The organism is Bradyrhizobium agreste (assembly GCF_016031625.1).
In the GTDB taxonomy this organism is placed as follows: Bacteria; Pseudomonadota; Alphaproteobacteria; order Rhizobiales; family Xanthobacteraceae; genus Bradyrhizobium; species Bradyrhizobium agreste.
The window spans coordinates 138,803-154,277 of record NZ_JACCHP010000026.1; the positions used below are offsets into that span (position 1 = coordinate 138,803).

At 64.4% G+C, this 15,475-nt stretch carries 16 protein-coding genes, 1 tRNA gene and 2 pseudogenes; 13 read left to right on the top strand and 6 right to left on the bottom strand.

The window, feature by feature from the left end:
- Positions 1 to 51: 51 nt before the first annotated feature.
- A complete protein-coding gene (locus HZZ13_RS31115) occupies positions 52 to 2,109 on the bottom strand; it encodes an ATP-dependent helicase (protein WP_197963302.1) in 2,058 nt (685 codons plus the stop codon).
- Positions 2,110 to 2,230: 121 nt separating this feature from the next.
- On the opposite strand from HZZ13_RS31115, the pseudogene HZZ13_RS31120 reads away from it, so the two are divergent.
- A pseudogene (locus tag HZZ13_RS31120) lies at positions 2,231 to 2,821 on the top strand (TMEM175 family protein).
- Here the strand turns inward: HZZ13_RS31120 and HZZ13_RS31125 are convergent.
- Positions 2,818 to 3,198 carry a YciI family protein gene (locus tag HZZ13_RS31125; RefSeq protein ID WP_172783148.1) on the bottom strand — a complete coding sequence of 127 codons (381 nt, stop codon included), beginning with the start codon at positions 3,196 to 3,198 and terminating at the stop codon, positions 2,818 to 2,820. The pseudogene HZZ13_RS31120 and the gene HZZ13_RS31125 sit on opposite strands and share 4 nt — an antisense overlap.
- A gap of 198 nt (positions 3,199 to 3,396) precedes the next feature.
- Between HZZ13_RS31125 and HZZ13_RS31130 the strand changes: the two genes are divergently transcribed.
- On the top strand, positions 3,397 to 3,582 hold the full coding sequence (locus HZZ13_RS31130; RefSeq protein WP_197963303.1) for a hypothetical protein: 186 nt from the start codon (positions 3,397 to 3,399) through the stop codon (positions 3,580 to 3,582).
- 503 nt (positions 3,583 to 4,085) lie between these two features.
- A tRNA-Gly gene (locus tag HZZ13_RS31135) sits at positions 4,086 to 4,159 on the top strand.
- 99 nt (positions 4,160 to 4,258) lie between these two features.
- Here HZZ13_RS31135 and HZZ13_RS31140 read toward each other — a convergent pair.
- The 3 genes and pseudogenes from HZZ13_RS31140 to HZZ13_RS37025 all read right to left on the bottom strand — a co-directional run bounded on the left by HZZ13_RS31140 (position 4,259) and on the right by HZZ13_RS37025 (position 5,870).
- The gene (locus tag HZZ13_RS31140; RefSeq protein ID WP_197963304.1) at positions 4,259 to 4,672 is read right to left on the bottom strand and encodes a hypothetical protein; all 414 of its coding nucleotides are present in this window, start codon (positions 4,670 to 4,672) and stop codon (positions 4,259 to 4,261) included.
- Positions 4,673 to 5,064: 392 nt separating this feature from the next.
- On the bottom strand, positions 5,065 to 5,271 hold the full coding sequence (locus HZZ13_RS31145; RefSeq protein ID WP_197963305.1) for a hypothetical protein: 207 nt from the start codon (positions 5,269 to 5,271) through the stop codon (positions 5,065 to 5,067).
- A 108-nt stretch (positions 5,272 to 5,379) separates the two neighbouring features.
- A pseudogene (locus HZZ13_RS37025) lies at positions 5,380 to 5,870 on the bottom strand (YciE/YciF ferroxidase family protein).
- 197 nt (positions 5,871 to 6,067) lie between these two features.
- Between HZZ13_RS37025 and HZZ13_RS31160 the strand changes: the two are divergent.
- From HZZ13_RS31160 to HZZ13_RS31205, 10 genes are all read left to right on the top strand, one after another.
- Positions 6,068 to 6,592, top strand: a complete 525-nt coding sequence (locus HZZ13_RS31160) for a NuoB/complex I 20 kDa subunit family protein (RefSeq protein WP_197963308.1) — start codon at positions 6,068 to 6,070, stop codon at positions 6,590 to 6,592.
- Positions 6,593 to 6,690: 98 nt separating this feature from the next.
- A complete protein-coding gene (locus HZZ13_RS31165; protein WP_311972768.1) occupies positions 6,691 to 7,143 on the top strand; it encodes a DUF2231 domain-containing protein in 453 nt (150 codons plus the stop codon).
- Complete coding sequence (locus HZZ13_RS31170; protein ID WP_197963310.1) at positions 7,140 to 8,474, top strand: PQQ-dependent sugar dehydrogenase; 1,335 nt, start codon at positions 7,140 to 7,142, stop codon at positions 8,472 to 8,474. Before HZZ13_RS31165 ends, HZZ13_RS31170 begins: the two co-directional genes overlap by 4 nt.
- Before the next feature lie 59 nt (positions 8,475 to 8,533).
- The gene (locus HZZ13_RS31175; RefSeq protein WP_061030115.1) at positions 8,534 to 8,737 is read left to right on the top strand and encodes a hypothetical protein; all 204 of its coding nucleotides are present in this window, start codon (positions 8,534 to 8,536) and stop codon (positions 8,735 to 8,737) included.
- A 36-nt stretch (positions 8,738 to 8,773) separates the two neighbouring features.
- Positions 8,774 to 8,944 carry a hypothetical protein gene (locus HZZ13_RS31180; RefSeq protein WP_197963311.1) on the top strand — a complete coding sequence of 57 codons (171 nt, stop codon included), beginning with the start codon at positions 8,774 to 8,776 and terminating at the stop codon, positions 8,942 to 8,944.
- A gap of 343 nt (positions 8,945 to 9,287) precedes the next feature.
- On the top strand, positions 9,288 to 10,682 hold the full coding sequence (locus HZZ13_RS31185) for an MFS transporter (RefSeq protein ID WP_197963312.1): 1,395 nt from the start codon (positions 9,288 to 9,290) through the stop codon (positions 10,680 to 10,682).
- Positions 10,683 to 10,796: 114 nt separating this feature from the next.
- Positions 10,797 to 11,624: a 3-oxoadipate:acetyl-CoA acetyltransferase gene (locus HZZ13_RS31190; RefSeq protein ID WP_197963313.1), complete on the top strand. Its 828-nt coding sequence runs from the start codon at positions 10,797 to 10,799 to the stop codon at positions 11,622 to 11,624.
- Between the two features lie 134 nt (positions 11,625 to 11,758).
- On the top strand, positions 11,759 to 12,961 hold the full coding sequence (locus HZZ13_RS31195) for an MFS transporter (protein ID WP_197963314.1): 1,203 nt from the start codon (positions 11,759 to 11,761) through the stop codon (positions 12,959 to 12,961).
- A gap of 123 nt (positions 12,962 to 13,084) precedes the next feature.
- Entirely contained in the window at positions 13,085 to 14,314 is a 1,230-nt protein-coding gene (locus HZZ13_RS31200) for a CaiB/BaiF CoA transferase family protein (RefSeq protein ID WP_197963315.1), read from the top strand.
- A 200-nt stretch (positions 14,315 to 14,514) separates the two neighbouring features.
- Complete coding sequence (locus HZZ13_RS31205; RefSeq protein ID WP_036010888.1) at positions 14,515 to 14,730, top strand: hypothetical protein; 216 nt, start codon at positions 14,515 to 14,517, stop codon at positions 14,728 to 14,730.
- A gap of 52 nt (positions 14,731 to 14,782) precedes the next feature.
- Here the strand turns inward: HZZ13_RS31205 and HZZ13_RS31210 are convergent, their stop codons facing one another.
- Positions 14,783 to 15,454, bottom strand: coding sequence for a TetR/AcrR family transcriptional regulator (locus tag HZZ13_RS31210; protein WP_197963316.1), 672 nt, complete (start codon positions 15,452 to 15,454; stop codon positions 14,783 to 14,785).
- Between the last annotated feature and the right edge of the window lie 21 nt (positions 15,455 to 15,475).

Here is a 15,475-nt window from a genome sequence, read left to right on the forward strand (position 1 = left end):
AAGGCAGCATTTCGGAAATGCTCGGTTTCCGTTGGCTCTATCGCGGCAGCCCTACCGCCACATCCCGCGCATCTTCGCCCCGATGTCGATCTTCGGCCCCTGCGCCGCGGTGCGCGCGGCGCCTGCCGCTGCCTTCGGCCAGGCGGTGCGCTCGAACAAATAGACCAGGGATTCCGGGATGAAGCGGGTACGCGACGCGTAGACGTGGCGGTCGCCCCTGGCGGCCTGGCCATGCACGAAGAAGCGCTGCGGCACGACGAGGTGGAGATCGTCCTTGGCGCGCGTCATCGCGACATAGAGCAGGCGGCGTTCCTCCTCGAGCTCGGCGCTGGTGCCGGCGCCGAGATCGGACGGCATGCAGCCGTCGACGACGTTGAGCACGAACACCGACTTCCATTCCTGACCCTTGGCGGAGTGGATGGTGGAGAGGATCAGGTAATCCTCGTCACGCAAGGGGGGACCTGATTTGTCGCTCGTCGCATCCGGCGGATCGAGCGTGAGCTCGGTCAAAAATTTCTCGCGCGAGGCATAGCCGCTCGCGATCTGTTCGAGCTGCATCAGATCGGCGCGGCGCGTCTCGGCATCCTCGTGCATGCGATCGAGATGCGGCTCGTACCAGAGCCGCACCCGTTCGAGATCGACGGGCCATTCCGAATTGCGCAAGTTTTCGACCGTGCGGACGAAACAGGTCCAGTTCTCGCCGGTGCGCGCCGGCCCCGGCAGCCGGCCGAGTGCGGCAAGCGGGTCGGTGCTCTCCGCCATCTGGTCGAGCACGCGCTGCGCGGTCGCAGGTCCAATGCCTGGCAGCAGATGCAGGATGCGAAAGCCGGCGACGCGGTCGCGCGGATTTTCGGCGAAGCGCAACAAGGCCAGCACGTCCTTGACATGCGCGGCATCGAGGAATTTCAGCCCGCCGAATTTCACGAAGGGGATGTTGCGGCGGGTCAGCTCGATCTCCAGCGGACCCGAATGGGAGGAGGTGCGGAACAGCACCGCCTGGTGCTTGAGCAGCGCGCCTTGCTCGCGGTTCGCCAGCACCGCCTCGACGATGTAGCGCGCCTGGTCGGCCTCGTCGTGCACGGTGACGAGCTGCGGTTTTTGCCCCGAGGTGCGGTCGGTCCAGAGGTTCTTGGTGAAGCGCTCGCGGGCGAGGCCGATGACGCCGTTCGCCGCCGACAGCACCGCCTGGGTCGAGCGGTAATTGCGGTCGAGCGTGATCATCTCCGCGCGCGGGGAGAAGCTCTGCGGAAAGTCCAGGATGTTGCGCACCGTGGCGGCGCGAAACGAATAGATCGACTGCGCGTCGTCGCCGACCACGGTGAGGCCGCGTCCGTCGGGCTTGAGCGCCAGCAGGATCGAGGATTGCAGGCGGTTGGTGTCCTGATATTCGTCGACCAGCACGTGGTCGAAGCGGCCGCCGATCTCCTCGGCGATCAGCGCGTCGCTCATCATCTGCGACCAGTACAGCAGCAGGTCGTCGTAATCGAGCACGTGCTGGGCCTGCTTGGCCTCGACGTAGGCGGCGAACAGACCCTTCAGCTCGGCGGCCCAGCCCGCGCACCAGGGATAATGCTGGGCGAGCACCTTCTCGATTTCCATCTCGGCATTGACGCAGCGGGAATAGATCGACAGGCAAGTGCCCTTGGCGGGGAAGCGGCTCTCAGTCTTCGACAGGCCGCGCTCGTGCCGAACCAGGTTCATCAGGTCGGCAGAATCCTCGCGGTCGTGGATGGTGAAGGCGGGATCGACGCCGATCCGCTCGGCATATTCGCGCAGGAGCCGCGCGCCGATGCCATGGAAGGTGCCGGCCCAGGTCAGCGCATCGCGCATGATCGCGGCGTTGTTCTCGCCCAGCACCTTGCGCGCGATGCGCTCGACCCGGCCGGCCATCTCCGCGGCCGCGCGGCGGGAGAACGTCATCAGCAGGATACGGCGGGGATCGCTGCCTGCGACGATCAGATGCGCGACGCGATGGGCCAGGGTGTTGGTCTTGCCGGAGCCCGCACCGGCGATGACGAGCAGGGGGGCGCCCACGGTCGAACCCTCGGCCACGCCATGCTCCACGGCGCGGCGCTGCTCCGCATTGAGCGTGTCCAGATATGTCGCCACGAATCGCCCCGGTGAAAGGGACAGACTCGGCGATCCCGGCGCGAATCGCAATGCGGCTGGACGGAACTGGAATTAGGATTTAGGGGAAGACGGCCCTTTGGTTCCAGCACCCCACGGCGAAATGACCGAGCTCACGCCCGACCAATTCGAGATGCGGCGTCTGGAGTCGCTCAGCAACACCATTTTCGGCGTCGCCATGACGCTGCTGGCCTACGATCTGCCGAGAGCGGCGGTGTTCACCAGCGCCCCTGGCTGGAGCGAGCTCGCCCAGGTCTATTCCGGCAAGCTGGCCGGGCTGGCGCTGAGCTTCATCATTGCCGGCGTGTTCTGGATCAGCCATCACCGCCGGCTGGCGCGCCAGCCGATCGGCAGCCGCGGCGACGTGATCCTCAACCTGTTCTTCCTGCTCTCGATCGTGCTGCTGCCGGTTACCAACGGCCTCTACACCAATTAGGGCACGAGCAACGCCGTCGCCGTCCTCTACGGCTTGCATCTGACCGCGATCGCGGGCCTCAACGCCTGGCTGTGGTGGACGATCCTCGGCGGCTGGCGCACCGAAATCATGGCCTCGCTGTTTCCGCTGCTGGTGTTCATCCCGGGCACGATCGTCGCGGCGTTCGCGCCGCAGGTCGCACCCTTCCTGTGGTTCATCGCTTTCGGCGGCATCGTGATCCGGCGCTTCCTTCCGAACCGGACCGGGCCGGGCGCCTAGCCGGATGTCGCGCCGAACCCATCGGCCGGCACGTAAAGTTTGACCGGGCGGATCTCGTACACCGCCGTCGGATTGACCGCCCGCAGCTTCCGCGCCGCTGCGATCGCCTCCTCCTCGGTGGCGCATTGCATCAAATGGAAGCCGAGAAGCTGCTCCTTGGTCTCGGCAAACGGCCCGTCCAGCACCATTCCCGCGCCGGGGCCTCGCAAGGTGCGGGCCTTCCGGGTCTCATCCAGCCGGGCCGCCGGTCCAAACTGGCCGCTGGCCCGCAGCGGCGCCTGAACCTCGATGACTTTGGCGACGACAGCGGCGTCCTGCTCGGGCGTCCAGGACAAGACTTCGTCTTCCACGTGATAGGCCAGGATGGCGTACAGCATCGTCACCTCGTTTCTTTTCTGCGCAAGTCCCAAGGACGTGGCACCGCAGTCCCTGCCGACACTTCCGAAGCAAAATATTGCGTGGCCGGCAAGCGGCGAAACCCTCCTGAAACCCGATTGCGCCCTTGCCATGTGAACGCCGCCGGAACGCCTCGCGACTGATGAACCACGAACAACAAGCTTTTGCTGGAGGCGGCAATGTCGAGTCACACCACCAAGATCATCTGCGACGCGCGGCGGGCGGGACAGTCGGAGCCGGCCGATCTGCACGACCAAGCCGGGCATCACCGCTATTACGGCAGCTCGGCCGAGAACGGCGGCGAGCGGATCGTCGAGAGCCGGCGCGGCAAACGACGGCGCGCGTTCAGCATCTTCGGCTTCTGACGCCTTGCGACGAGCCGGTATCTCGTGTCCCGGACAAGGCGCGCCACGAAAGTGACGCGCCGCAGAGCCGGACCCAGTTGGCGGCAAGCCGCAATTGCGCAATCTTAGGTAACTCAACTTCCCTGAGGGACGAACTGAACTCCCTCGCCAACTGACTGGCTCCCGGACCAGGCTTCAAGGAAATCGAAAAGAAAAGGCGCGGCGGGAGGCCCCGTCGCGCCCGATTTCTTGCTCGCTGGTCCAGGGCTGAGAGCGCCCCGAGGCCAAGCCCTATTCAGAGCCTAGCGGGCGATCCCAGCGAGGTGACAGCGCTTGAGATAAGACACTGGATCACCTCCTTTCGTTGGTTGCGGGAGGTTTCAATATAGGTTGCATTGCGGCCGCTGTTAAGGGCCGGTGAGTCCGGAGGGACCAGAGCCGGTTTCGCGAGGGGTGGAAGACGCCGGAAAGCGACCCCCTGGGCAGTTGAGACCGCCGTCCGGCCGTGTTAGGGAGCCCGTAACGCGGGTGTAGCTCAATGGTAGAGCAGCAGCCTTCCAAGCTGAATACGAGGGTTCGATTCCCTTCACCCGCTCCAATGATTTCAGGCACTTGTCGCGTTGTCAGCTTTCCATTCGGACAAGCAGGCTGGTGTTCATCCCGATAAAGGCCCCTCTTTGTTTGGTGCGCCCGGCGCTTAACCTTGCTTGAAAGAAGCGTCTCTGAAATAGCCGCCGTCAATTTCGATCAAGTTGCCATTGTCGTCTGATCTCCACGAAACAATGGCGACCTCCACGAAGAGCAGGCTGATGTGACGCTTGAACCGTACGTACTGAGTAGGAGGCTTGCGCTTGTTAAGATCGCTTATGTAGATCGGGCCCCATCCTTCCTGATCAAGTTCGGCTTTCAATATCGTGTCCGATGACCCCAGCGGGAATTTGTCGTTTAGCCTTCTGATCAATTCAGAACGCGCCGCTGCATCGCTGCTGAGCGAGGAAATTCCGGCGGCTAGGTTTGGAAGTGGTCGGTAGAAATGAAAGAATATCGTCGGCCCGAAGGCGAAGCTGGCGACTATCAATACGACTACCGCAAGAATTCTTAAAATACGCATGGCTCGCTTCCGCTATGCAAAACGGATTGGCAGGCTATGGTACGAGTTGCGCCGCCGATGGGCAATCTACGAATAAGGGGCGCTGATCGGGTTCGGATAGGCCCGAAAAGTTATTGAGGTTCAGAGGCGTCTGAAGCTGCATTTTGTCCGAACAGGCATTGAAAATGCTGAGAGTTCGACACCCTTCCAAGCTGATACGAGGGTTCGATTCCCTTCACCCGCTCCAATCGGAAGTATCCGCCCGAAGAGTAAGCGCGGGCCCCTGTTCCATCTTCTCGAGGATCCCGGCTTTCCTCCGCTCCACGCCTTGTGCTCCTGCGCAAGTACGGACGATCAGAAACATTAAAAATGGCCGCCGTCCGGAACGTCCGTGGCGGTCGTCGGTTGGTTATTCAGTGAGCGATCGATGAAATGGCGAAGCCAGAGCGAAAGCTGCGGATAAACCAAATCAAAGGTTCGTTCACAAGCCCCGTCAGGTTACCTCGGTAACCGGCGGGGTCCTTGTTTTGAAAACCTTGTTTTGAAGACCTTGCTTTGAAGATGGCACCCATTGCGATTTGCGTAGGGAAGAACCTCGGCAGTTCCTGGAATAAATACATTCAAGTTCCGCGACGAAAAAGCCAAGCGCAACTGTCCGGTTTCACGCGTGCTTGCGGATATCCGAAGTCGCGTGGCCGTCAGCAAGGACTCACCAGCGACGTTCCAAGTCAGGCTGCCAGAGCGTCGAGATTGACTTCGCCCTTCGCGAGCGTCGTCAGCATGGTGTCGGTTGCCTTCTCCTCCTCCAGGCTGTCGTGCAGGAGGTTCTGGTCCTCCCTGAACTCGAGCTGCCCGGCAAGAGCGGCTGCGCTGCCATAAGCGGCAATCTCGTAATGTTCCAGCTTCTGGGCCGAGGCGATCATCGCAGCGTCGCGTCATCCTGCGTCACCATCTTCATCATCTTCGCGGTCTCTTCGATCAACGATTCCACGGCCTGATCGGTGTGCACGCGCGCATCTGCGCCGTGCCTCCGCAGGATGTTCTGAAGCCGTTGAGCTTGTTGCACCGTCTCTTGCTGATGCTCGGCCAGGGCAAGTTTCAGGGAGGGATGCACCGCCACGTCGGCCATTCGTTTGAGTGCATCACTCAGCTGATCCTCCATGCTGACGAGTTCCTGCAGCTCGGCGATGTAAAGGTCTTTGAAGTTGTCGATCTTCATGATGTCCGTCCATGGCTTGGTTTGGGATGACCCGAGTTCCGGATTTGGCGGTCAACCGCTTATCCGCGAGACTGTTCCTTGCCAGTCGGAGCGCAAAAGACATTTGAGCTCGGAGCGAGGGAAACAGAGAAGAAATTAGGAACAGGGAGACGGAGCCGTGCTTGCAGCATCAGGCAGGGCTCGCGAGCGATACCGCCATGAACCATCTCGAAAACGCTCCCTTCGACGAAAGCGCGCCCTTCGACAATGTCCAGGACCAACTCGGTGACCGTGGCTACTTCGTAGCCCCGCTCGACGATCTCATCACATGGGCGCGATCGGGGTCTCTGATGTGGATGACCTTCGGCCTCGCGTGCTGTGCGATCGAGCAGATGCAGGTGTCGATGCCACGATACGACATCGAGCGGTTTGGCGCGGCTCCTCGCGCATCGCCCAGGCAATCCGACGTCATGATCGTCTCGGGTACGCTCTGCAACAAGATGGCACCAGCCTTGCGCAAGGTCTATGACCAGATGCCGGAGCCGCGCTACGTCATCTCGATGGGATCGTGCGCAAACGGGGGCGGCTACTACCACTATTCGTACTCGGTCGTGCGCGGCTGTGATCGTATCGTGCCCGTCGACATCTATGTGCCCGGCTGTCCTCCGACGGCTGAAGCCCTGCTTTACGGACTCGTGCTCCTTCAGAAGAAGATTCGGCGCACCGGAACGATCGAGCGGTGACCCGATGAGGTGTCGGCCCCGGGGAAGGGGTCTGAGGAACCATCACTGCGAGCGCGAGTTGGCCGGTCGGGCGGGGCGAAAGCCACATGAGGCCAACCGTGCAAGACGACGTGCACGTACGCTCCACCGCGCAGATCGCGGGTCATCCGATTCATCCGATGCTGGTGCCGATCCCGATCACGTGTTTTGTCGGGGCGCTGCTGACCGACATCGCCTATGTCGCCAGCGCCGAGATCATGTGGGCGAACTTTTCCGCCTGGCTGCTGCTCGCCGGCGTCATGTTGGGCGTGCTGGCGGCGATCGCGGGCCTGACCGATTTCCTCGGCAGCCGGCTGGTGCGGGCGCAGGCGCCGGCCTGGCCGCATCTGATCGGCAATGCCGTGGCGCTGATCCTCGCGATCTTCAACCTGATGATCCACATGCGCGATGCCTGGACCTCGGTGTGGCCGAGCGGGCTGATTCTGTCCGCGCTCACCGTGCTGATCCTGCCGATCACCGGCTGGCTCGGCTGGGCTCTGGTCTATCGCCACGGCGTGGGAGTTGCGCGATGAGGTCTGCAATTGTCCGCGCGCTGCTCTGCGCGTCGCTGCTGTCTCTGGCCGGCTGCAACGACGGCAGCGGCGATCCCAACGCGCAGGTCGGCGCCAACCCGGCACTTCCCGAAATCCAGCAATATCTGCTGCCGCCGATCCACATCGCCCGCATCGTCGGCTGGAAGAAGGACGAGGTCCCGACGGTCGCGCAGGGCCTGCAGGCCAAGGCCTTCGCCACGGGCCTGCAGCACCCGCGCTTCCTCTATGTCCTTCCCAATGGCGACGTGCTGGTGGTGGAATCCAAGGCGCCGAAGGGCGCCCCGATCAAGCGGCCCAAGGAGATCGTGATGGGCTTCGTCGAGTCCTGGGCGACCTCCGGCGGCGACAGCGGCGCGAGCAACCGCATCACGCTGCTGCGCGACAGCAACGGGGACGGCGTGCCGGAGACGCAAAGCGTCTTCCTCGACCATCTCAACTCACCCTTCGGCGTCGCGCTGGTCGGCAACGATCTCTACGTCGCCAACACCGATGCCATCGTCAGATATCCCTACACGGAAGGGGATACGAAGATCACCGCGCCCGGCACGGTGCTGACGCCGCTGCCGGGCGGTCCGATCAACCATCACTGGACCAAGAGCCTGGTCGCCAGCCCCGACGGCGCGAAGCTCTATGCCGGCGTCGGCTCCAACAGCAACATCACCGAGAACGGCCTGGAGGCCGAGCACAACCGCGCCGCGATCCTCGAGATCGATCGCGCCAGCGGCCGCTGGCGCGTGTTCGCAAGCGGCCTGCGCAATCCCAACGGCCTCAGCTTCGAGCCGCAGACCGGCGCTTTGTGGACGGTGGTGAACGAGCGCGACGAGCTCGGTTCCGATCTCGTGCCCGACTACATGACCTCGGTGAAGGACGGCGGCTTCTACGGCTGGCCCTACAGCTATTTCGGCCAGCACGTCGATCCCCGCGTCAAGCCGGAGCGGCCGGATCTCGTCGCCAAGGCGATCGTGCCGGACTACGCGCTGAGCTCGCATGTCGCTCCGCTCGGGCTCGCCTTCAACACCGGCACCAGCCTGCCGGCTGCCTATCGGGGCGGCGCCTTCGTCGGCGAGCACGGCAGCTGGAACAGGCAGGTGCTCAACGGCTACAAGGTCGTATTCGTGCCGTTCGCGGACGGCAAGCCGAGCGGCCCGCCGCAGGACGTCGTCACGGGGTTCCTCAACAGCGACAACCAGGCGCGCGGCCGCCCCGTCGGTGTCGCCATCGACAAATCAGGCGCGCTTCTGGTCGCGGACGACAGCGGCAACACGGTGTGGCGGGTGAGCGCGACACGTCCGCAGCTAACGCAACGTTAAGCCCGGTCCCGCGTTGAGAGGTCAGACGGTCTTTCGAACGCAAAGCCAGGAGTTGGACAATGGGTCTCGCGCAATACGCCATCGTGCCGGTGCAGGACGAATGGGGCGTGCTGCATGACGGCGACGTCAAGAGCCGATACGCCACCAAGGAAGCCGCCTTCGAGTCCGCGGTCGCCGCGGCCTCGCTGGCCCTCCGCGAAGGACACGAAGTGCATGTCAGCGTGCCCGGCCGCGAAGCCGGCGACAACGCGCTCGGTGTCTAGAACGGCAGCAAGGGCATTCGAGAGAAGGAGGCCGCGATGACCAAGCCCCGTGAGCCCAACGGCATCGAGCCATCCCGCTCCGAAGACGACATCCAGCGCGACCAGCTCGGCCCGCGCGGCGTACCGGACGCGCCCGATCCGGCCAAGATGACGCCGCAGCGCGAGAAGAAGACGCCGAAGCACATCGATCCCGGCCACACCGCGTGACGCGGCTCTGGGCGGCGAACTGATCAGGCGATCAACCGCGCCGCGGCAATTCCGCATCATTTCCACACCGGCTCTTGAAATCGAGGCGGCTGGCTCGTGGTCCTCCGAGCATCGCCGCTGCAGGGGCGTTCGTCCCGCATAACATCATGTTAGGTTTATCGCATAACTGGGTAATTGTGTTATCCCGGCGAAAGCCTATGCTCCTCCTCACCCAAGACACCGATCGGCAGTGCCAAGCGCTCGCGGAGCTCCGCTAGGGCGCCCGGGAATTGCTGCCGAATTTTCCAACGAAGCCCGCCAACGGGACGTCACAAACAAGACAGATCGGGAGGAAAATTTTCTGATGGCTACCACGCGCGCGATCCATCACATGAGCCAGTCCAGGAAGGCTGCTGCAAGCGGCTGGATCGGGTCGGCCCTCGAATATTACGACTTCTTCATCTACGCGACGGCGGCGTCGCTGATCTTCCCGCAGATATTCTTCCCCTCCGACAATCCGACCGTTGCGATCGTCGCGTCGCTTGCGACCTACGGCGTCGGCTACGTCGCGCGGCCGATCGGGGCGTTCGTGCTCGGTCATTGGGGCGACACGCATGGCCGCAAGACCGTGCTCATCGTCTGCATGTTCCTGATGGGCGTTTCGACGATGGCGGTCGGGTTGCTGCCGACCTATCAGCAAGCCGGCATCCTGGCGCCGATCCTGCTCGTGATGCTGCGCCTCGTGCAGGGATTTGCCGTTGCCGGCGAAATCTCCGGCGCGAGCTCGATGATCCTGGAGCATGCGCCGTTCGGCCGCCGCGGCTTCTATGCGAGCTTCGCCCTTCAGGGCGTGCAGGCCGGACAAATTCTCGCGGCAGCCGTCTTCCTGCCGCTGGCGGCCTACATGCCGACCGAGGCCTTCAACAGCTGGGGCTGGCGGATTCCGTTCCTGCTCAGCTTCTTCGTCATCGTCGCCGGCTACGTCATTCGCCGCGAGGTCGACGAAACGCCGGCCTTTGCCCGAGAGGAGAAGCGCGGAGAAACGCCGCGGGCTCCGATCGTCCAGGCCATCCGCTTGAGTTGGCCCGATATGCTCCGGGTCATCTGCATGGCGCTGATGAACGTGATTCCGGTCGTTGCGACCATCTTCGGCGCGGCCTATGCGGTGCAGCCGGCCTATGGCATCGGGTTTGCGAAGGACGTCTATCTCTGGATCCCGGTGCTCGGCAACATGCTGGCCGTGATCGTCATTCCCTTCGTCGGCCATCTCTCCGACAAGGTCGGCCGCAAGCCTCCGATCATCGTGGGCGCGCTGCTCTCCGGCCTGCTCGCCTTCGGCTATCTCTATGCCATCAGCATCCGGAACGTGCCACTCGCCATCATGCTGTCGCTGCTGATGTGGGGCGTGGTCTACCAGGGCTACAACGCGATCTTCCCCAGCTTCTATCCGGAGCTGTTTCCGACCCGCACCCGTGTGTCGGCGATGGCGATCTCGCAGAACATCGGCACCACGATCACCGCATTGCTGCCCGCCTTGTTCGCGACCGTGGCGCCTCCTGGCTCGGCCAACATTCCCCTGACGGTCGGGGCGATCGCCTTCGGCATCACGGTCATCGCGGCGCTGGCGGCCGTCACGGCCCGTGAAACCTATCGGATCAGGATCGACGATCTCGGCAATCCCGAGGCGGTGCCGATGCCGCGGGCCGACTATGAGCGGCAGCGTGCGGAGGCGAACGATGCGGCCACAATTCCCACCTGACGGGACGCAAGGAAGCCACGCCGCTGCGATCGAGGAAGTTTGCAGCGGCATGGCTCCCTGCGCTACGTCTATTCGACTTAGTGCGCGCGAGCGCGATCATCATGAGGTCTAGGGATGAACCCCGTCGTCGTTGCCGTCGCCATCACCGGCTCCGTTCCGCGCAAGAAGGACAATCCGGCGGTCCCGATCCTGCCCTCCGAGCAGATCGAGTCGACGCAACAAGCCTTCGAGGCCGGCGCCACGCTTGCCCATATCCACGTCCGCAACGATGACGAGATGCCGTCCTCCGACCCCGAGCGTTTTGCCCAGGTGCAGGAGGGGATCAGGAAGCATTGTCCGGGAATGATCGTCCAGTTCTCGACCGGCGGGCGAGGACGCGATCCCGCGGCGCGCGGATCGGCGCTCTACCTCAAGCCCGACATGGCCTCGCTCTCCACGGGATCGGTGAACTTTCCGACCATCGTCTACGAGAACAGCGCCGCGCTGGTCGAGACGCTCGCCACCAGCATGAAGGCGAACGGTATCCGGCCGGAAATCGAGATCTTCGATCTGTCGCATTTGCATGGCGCCCGCCGCCTGATCGAGGCGGGCCTCATCGATGCGCGTCCTCACGTGCAGTTCGTCATGGGCGTCAAGAACGCCATGCCGGCGGACGAGCATGTGCTCGACATTCTCCTGGGCGAGCTCAGGCGGCTGATCCCGAAGGCAACCTGGACAGCAGCCGGAATCGGCCGCCATCAGGCCGAAGTCATGGGCTGGGCGCTCGCCCGCGGCGCGGACGCGGTCCGCACCGGGCTCGAGGACAATATCCGCATCGACAAGACGCGCCTCGCGGCCAGCAACGCCGAGCTCGTGACCTTGGCCTGCGAGGCGGTCGCGCGCCACGGCCGGCGCGTTGCAACCGCGACTGAGGCGCGATCGCTGCTTGGCATGGCAGGGTAGGGCGCCTTTCCTCGTCCTGACATGCTCCCGGCTGCCGCCTGCCATTCGGCGGCCGGCGTTCCCGTGCGCCGAGTCTCCGAGTAGACAGGTGCTACAGGCGCAATCTGTGCCAGCCGGGCAGGCGAACGTTTGGAATGCGGTTCTTGAAATCTGACGGCAGGCTGATCGGCGTGTTGCTGGTGCTTGCCATCACGCAGCTGGTCGGATGGGGCACGATCGGCCTTCCTGCCATCGTCGGGCGCGATCTCGCCGCCGATCTCGGCATGAGCCTGCCGGCGGTGTTCGCCGGGACGTCCGTCCTCTACGTCTCGATGGGGCTGTGCGGCCCGTTGCTCGCCAAGTCATTTGCGCGGCATGGCGCGCGGACGGTCATGATGGTCGGCACGATCGTCACTGCGCCGGGCTTCGTGCTGCTGTCGCTGGCACGCGAGCCGATGCTGTATTTCGCCGCGTGGATCGTCCTCGGCATCGCCGGCAGCGCCACCCTGTCGACCGGCGCCTATATCATGCTGAACGAGATCGCGGGGCGGCAGGCCAAGAACGCGATCGGCGCGCTGATGCTGGTGACGGGCCTGTCCAGCAGCATCTTCTGGCCGACGACCTCGTTCCTGAGCGGCCATCTCGGCTGGCGCGGGACGTGCCTGGTCTACGCGGCGATGATGCTTCTCGTCAGCCTGCCGCTCTATGCGTTCTGCGCGCCGCGCAGGAAGATCGTAAAGGACAATGACGCTGCGCCGGCCAAGCGGTCGCCGCCGCCCGCGATCGCACGGAGCACGTTCGGCCTCGTCGTCGCCGCGATTACGCTGAACGCCTTCGTCAATTTCGGCATCGGCGCGATCCTGATCGAGCTGTTGCGGGCGGAGGGGCTGGCGCCGGCCCAGGCGCTTTTGTTCGGCTCGATGCTGGGCGTGATCCAGGTCAGCGCCCGCGCGCTGGATTTCCTCGGCGGCGGACGATGGGACGGCATCACCACCGGGCTCGTCGCGGGCAGCGCCTTGCCGGTCGCCATGCTGCTGCTGATGACGAGCGAGGGCGCCACCTGGGCGGTCGCGGTCTTCATCCTGCTCTATGGCGCCGGCAGCGGCGCGATGGCGGTGGCGCGGGCAACCATCCCGCTCGTGTTCTACGACCAGGCCGAGTTCGCCAAGGCGATGTCGATGATCGCGCTGCCGCTCAATCTGGCCTCCGCGATCTCGCCGCCGCTGCTCGTCGGCCTGTTGACCGCGTTCGGCAGCCGCGGCGCGCTCGGCCTGACGCTGGTGTTCTCCTGCGCGACGGTGCTGATCCTGATGCTGCTGGCTCGGCGCCGGCCACGGATGCCGGCGGTTGCGACCTGAGCCCGGCAGAGGATAGCCGTATGCCGCCAGTGCAGTGCTCAGGGCCCGAGAATGGTGGTATCCGCAGGAAGCGCGGCCGCTTTCAGCCGCCGCGCCAACACCAGTTCCCCGGAGGAAATCGACATGTCGGCCCTGCCGCTCTCAGGCATCAAGATCCTTGACCTCACCCGCGTGCTGGCCGGGCCGCTGTCGGCCCAGATGCTGGGCGATCTCGGCGCGGAGGTGATCAAGATCGAGCGGCCGGGCACCGGCGACGACGCGCGCGCCTTCGGCCCGCCTTACCTGACCGACCCCGAGGGCAAGGCCAACAACAACAATTCGTTCTATCTCTGCGCCAACCGCAACAAGAAGTCGGTCACCGTCAACATCGCCAAGCCGGAAGGGCAGGCGATCGTCCGCGAGCTCGCCAAGGACGCCGACGTCTTCATGGAGAACTACAAGGTCGGCGATCTCAAGCGCTACGGCCTCGATTACGAGACCATCAAGGCGATCAATCCCGGCATCATCTATTGCTCGGTGACCGGCTTCGGCCAGACCGGACCCTATGCGCCGCGCGCCGGCTATGATGCCATCCTGCAGGCGATGGGCGGGCTGATGAGCGTCACCGGCCATATCGACGGCGAGCCTGGCGAGGGCCCGATGAAGGTCGGCCCGTCGATCGTCGACTACATGACCGGCATGAACGCCTCGATCGGAATTCTCTCGGCGCTCTACCATCGCGACGCCAGAGGCGGGCAGGGACAGCACATCGACGTCTGCCTGTTCGATACCGTGATCGCATCCTTGTCGCATTGGCTGCAGATCTATCTCGTCAACGGCAAGATCCCGCCGCGTCGCGGCACCTGGGGCAATGGCGGCATGCCGGCCGGCGTGTTCCGCTGCACCGACGGCGAGCTGATGGTAGTGGTCGGCAATGACGGCCAGTTTCAGCGCACCTGCGCCGTGCTCGGCGCGCCCGAGCTCGCAAGCGATCCACGCTTCGTCAAGAACAACGACCGCGTCGTGTACGGCAAGGAGATCATGGCGATCTTCGCCGGCCTGTTCCTGAAGCAAAAGGTAGCCTACTGGCTGGAGAAGCTGGAGGAGGCCGGCGTGCCCTCGGGGCCGATCAACGATTTCGAGCAGGTGTTTGCCGACCCGCACGTCCAGTCGCGCGGCATGCGGGTGAAGGTCAACCATCCCTTCGAGCCTGCTCTGTCGCTGGTCCGCAACGCGCTCACCTTGTCGGAGACGCCGATCAAGGAGTACCGCGCCCCGCCGCTGCTCGGGGAGCACACAGAGGAGGTGCTCGGCGGCAAGCTCGGCTACGATGCCGGCAAGATCGAGCAGCTGAAGACGCAGGGCATCATCTGACGCTCGCTGTTCCCGCCGCCAAGAGGCCGGGATTCAAGGGCAGCGCGACTGATGCGACAGCCGTGGACGCGTGCGCCTTTTTTGGGGCTTGCCTGAAGCTTGCCGCAATCCCCAGATGATCCCGGTCCGTAGTCGCACAGGCTTCCGTTCCGCGCGAGACTCTGGTTCGATCTCTCCACTTGAGTGCGGGAGGGAAGCAAATGTCCTACACGATCGGGTTCCAGGCCAAGGACCAGAAGGCCATTCTGGCGACCGAGGCGGCCACCGCCAATCAGGCCGTCGCCATCATTGCCGCGCTGCGGCAGAGCGCCGACGAGATCAAGTTCATCCGCTCGCCGCAGGAAGGCGAGATGGGCATCGAGATGCTGCTGCTGCTCGCCAAGGAAGAGGCCGAGGAGATGCCGCAGCGGGCGTAGGCTCGCCAGCGCTTCCATAAGACTTCGACGCGCATCGCGCTGATGTGAAGCTTCAGCGCGCATCCCGGGCCAACGCGCGCGCCGGCGCCTTGGCCTCGGCCTTTCCCGCCGTCAGCGCCATCGTCGCCACGCTGACGACGCGCGCGACCACGTCCTCGACGTCGTCGAGGTCGCATTTGCCCTCCGACAGCTTGGTCAGCCGCTCGCTCTCGCGGATGGTGTGATGCGCCATGGCGAGCGCGAAGTTGAGGCCCCAATAGATATCGACGTCGCTGCGCTCGGGCAGGGCGCGGCGCATCGCGCCGACGAACTTGCGCAAATGGTCGATCTCGCGGTTCTTGATGCGCCGGATTGGCGGCACGGATTCGATCGAGGCGCGGATCATGAAGCGCGCGGCGGTCGAGCGCTGGTTCTCCGGCCCCAGGCAACCGCGCAGCGTCGGCCCGACCAGCGCGCGCAGGATCACCTCGATCGGCGCGCGGCCGCCGCCTTCTTCCTCCGCCGCCTTCAATTCGCGCAGGCGCTCGCGGTTGGTCTGAACCGAGCGGGTGACGAATAATTCCGCGATCAGCTCGTCCTTCGAGCCGAAATGATAGTTCACCGCGGCGAGGTTGACGCCCGCCTCAGCGACGATGTCGCGCAGCGTCACGTCGCCGAAGCCGCGATCGGCATAGAGCCGTTCGGCGGCGGCGAGAATGGCAGACCTCGTATGATCGCTGGCCATGGGAGCCCTCAGGGAGGGAGT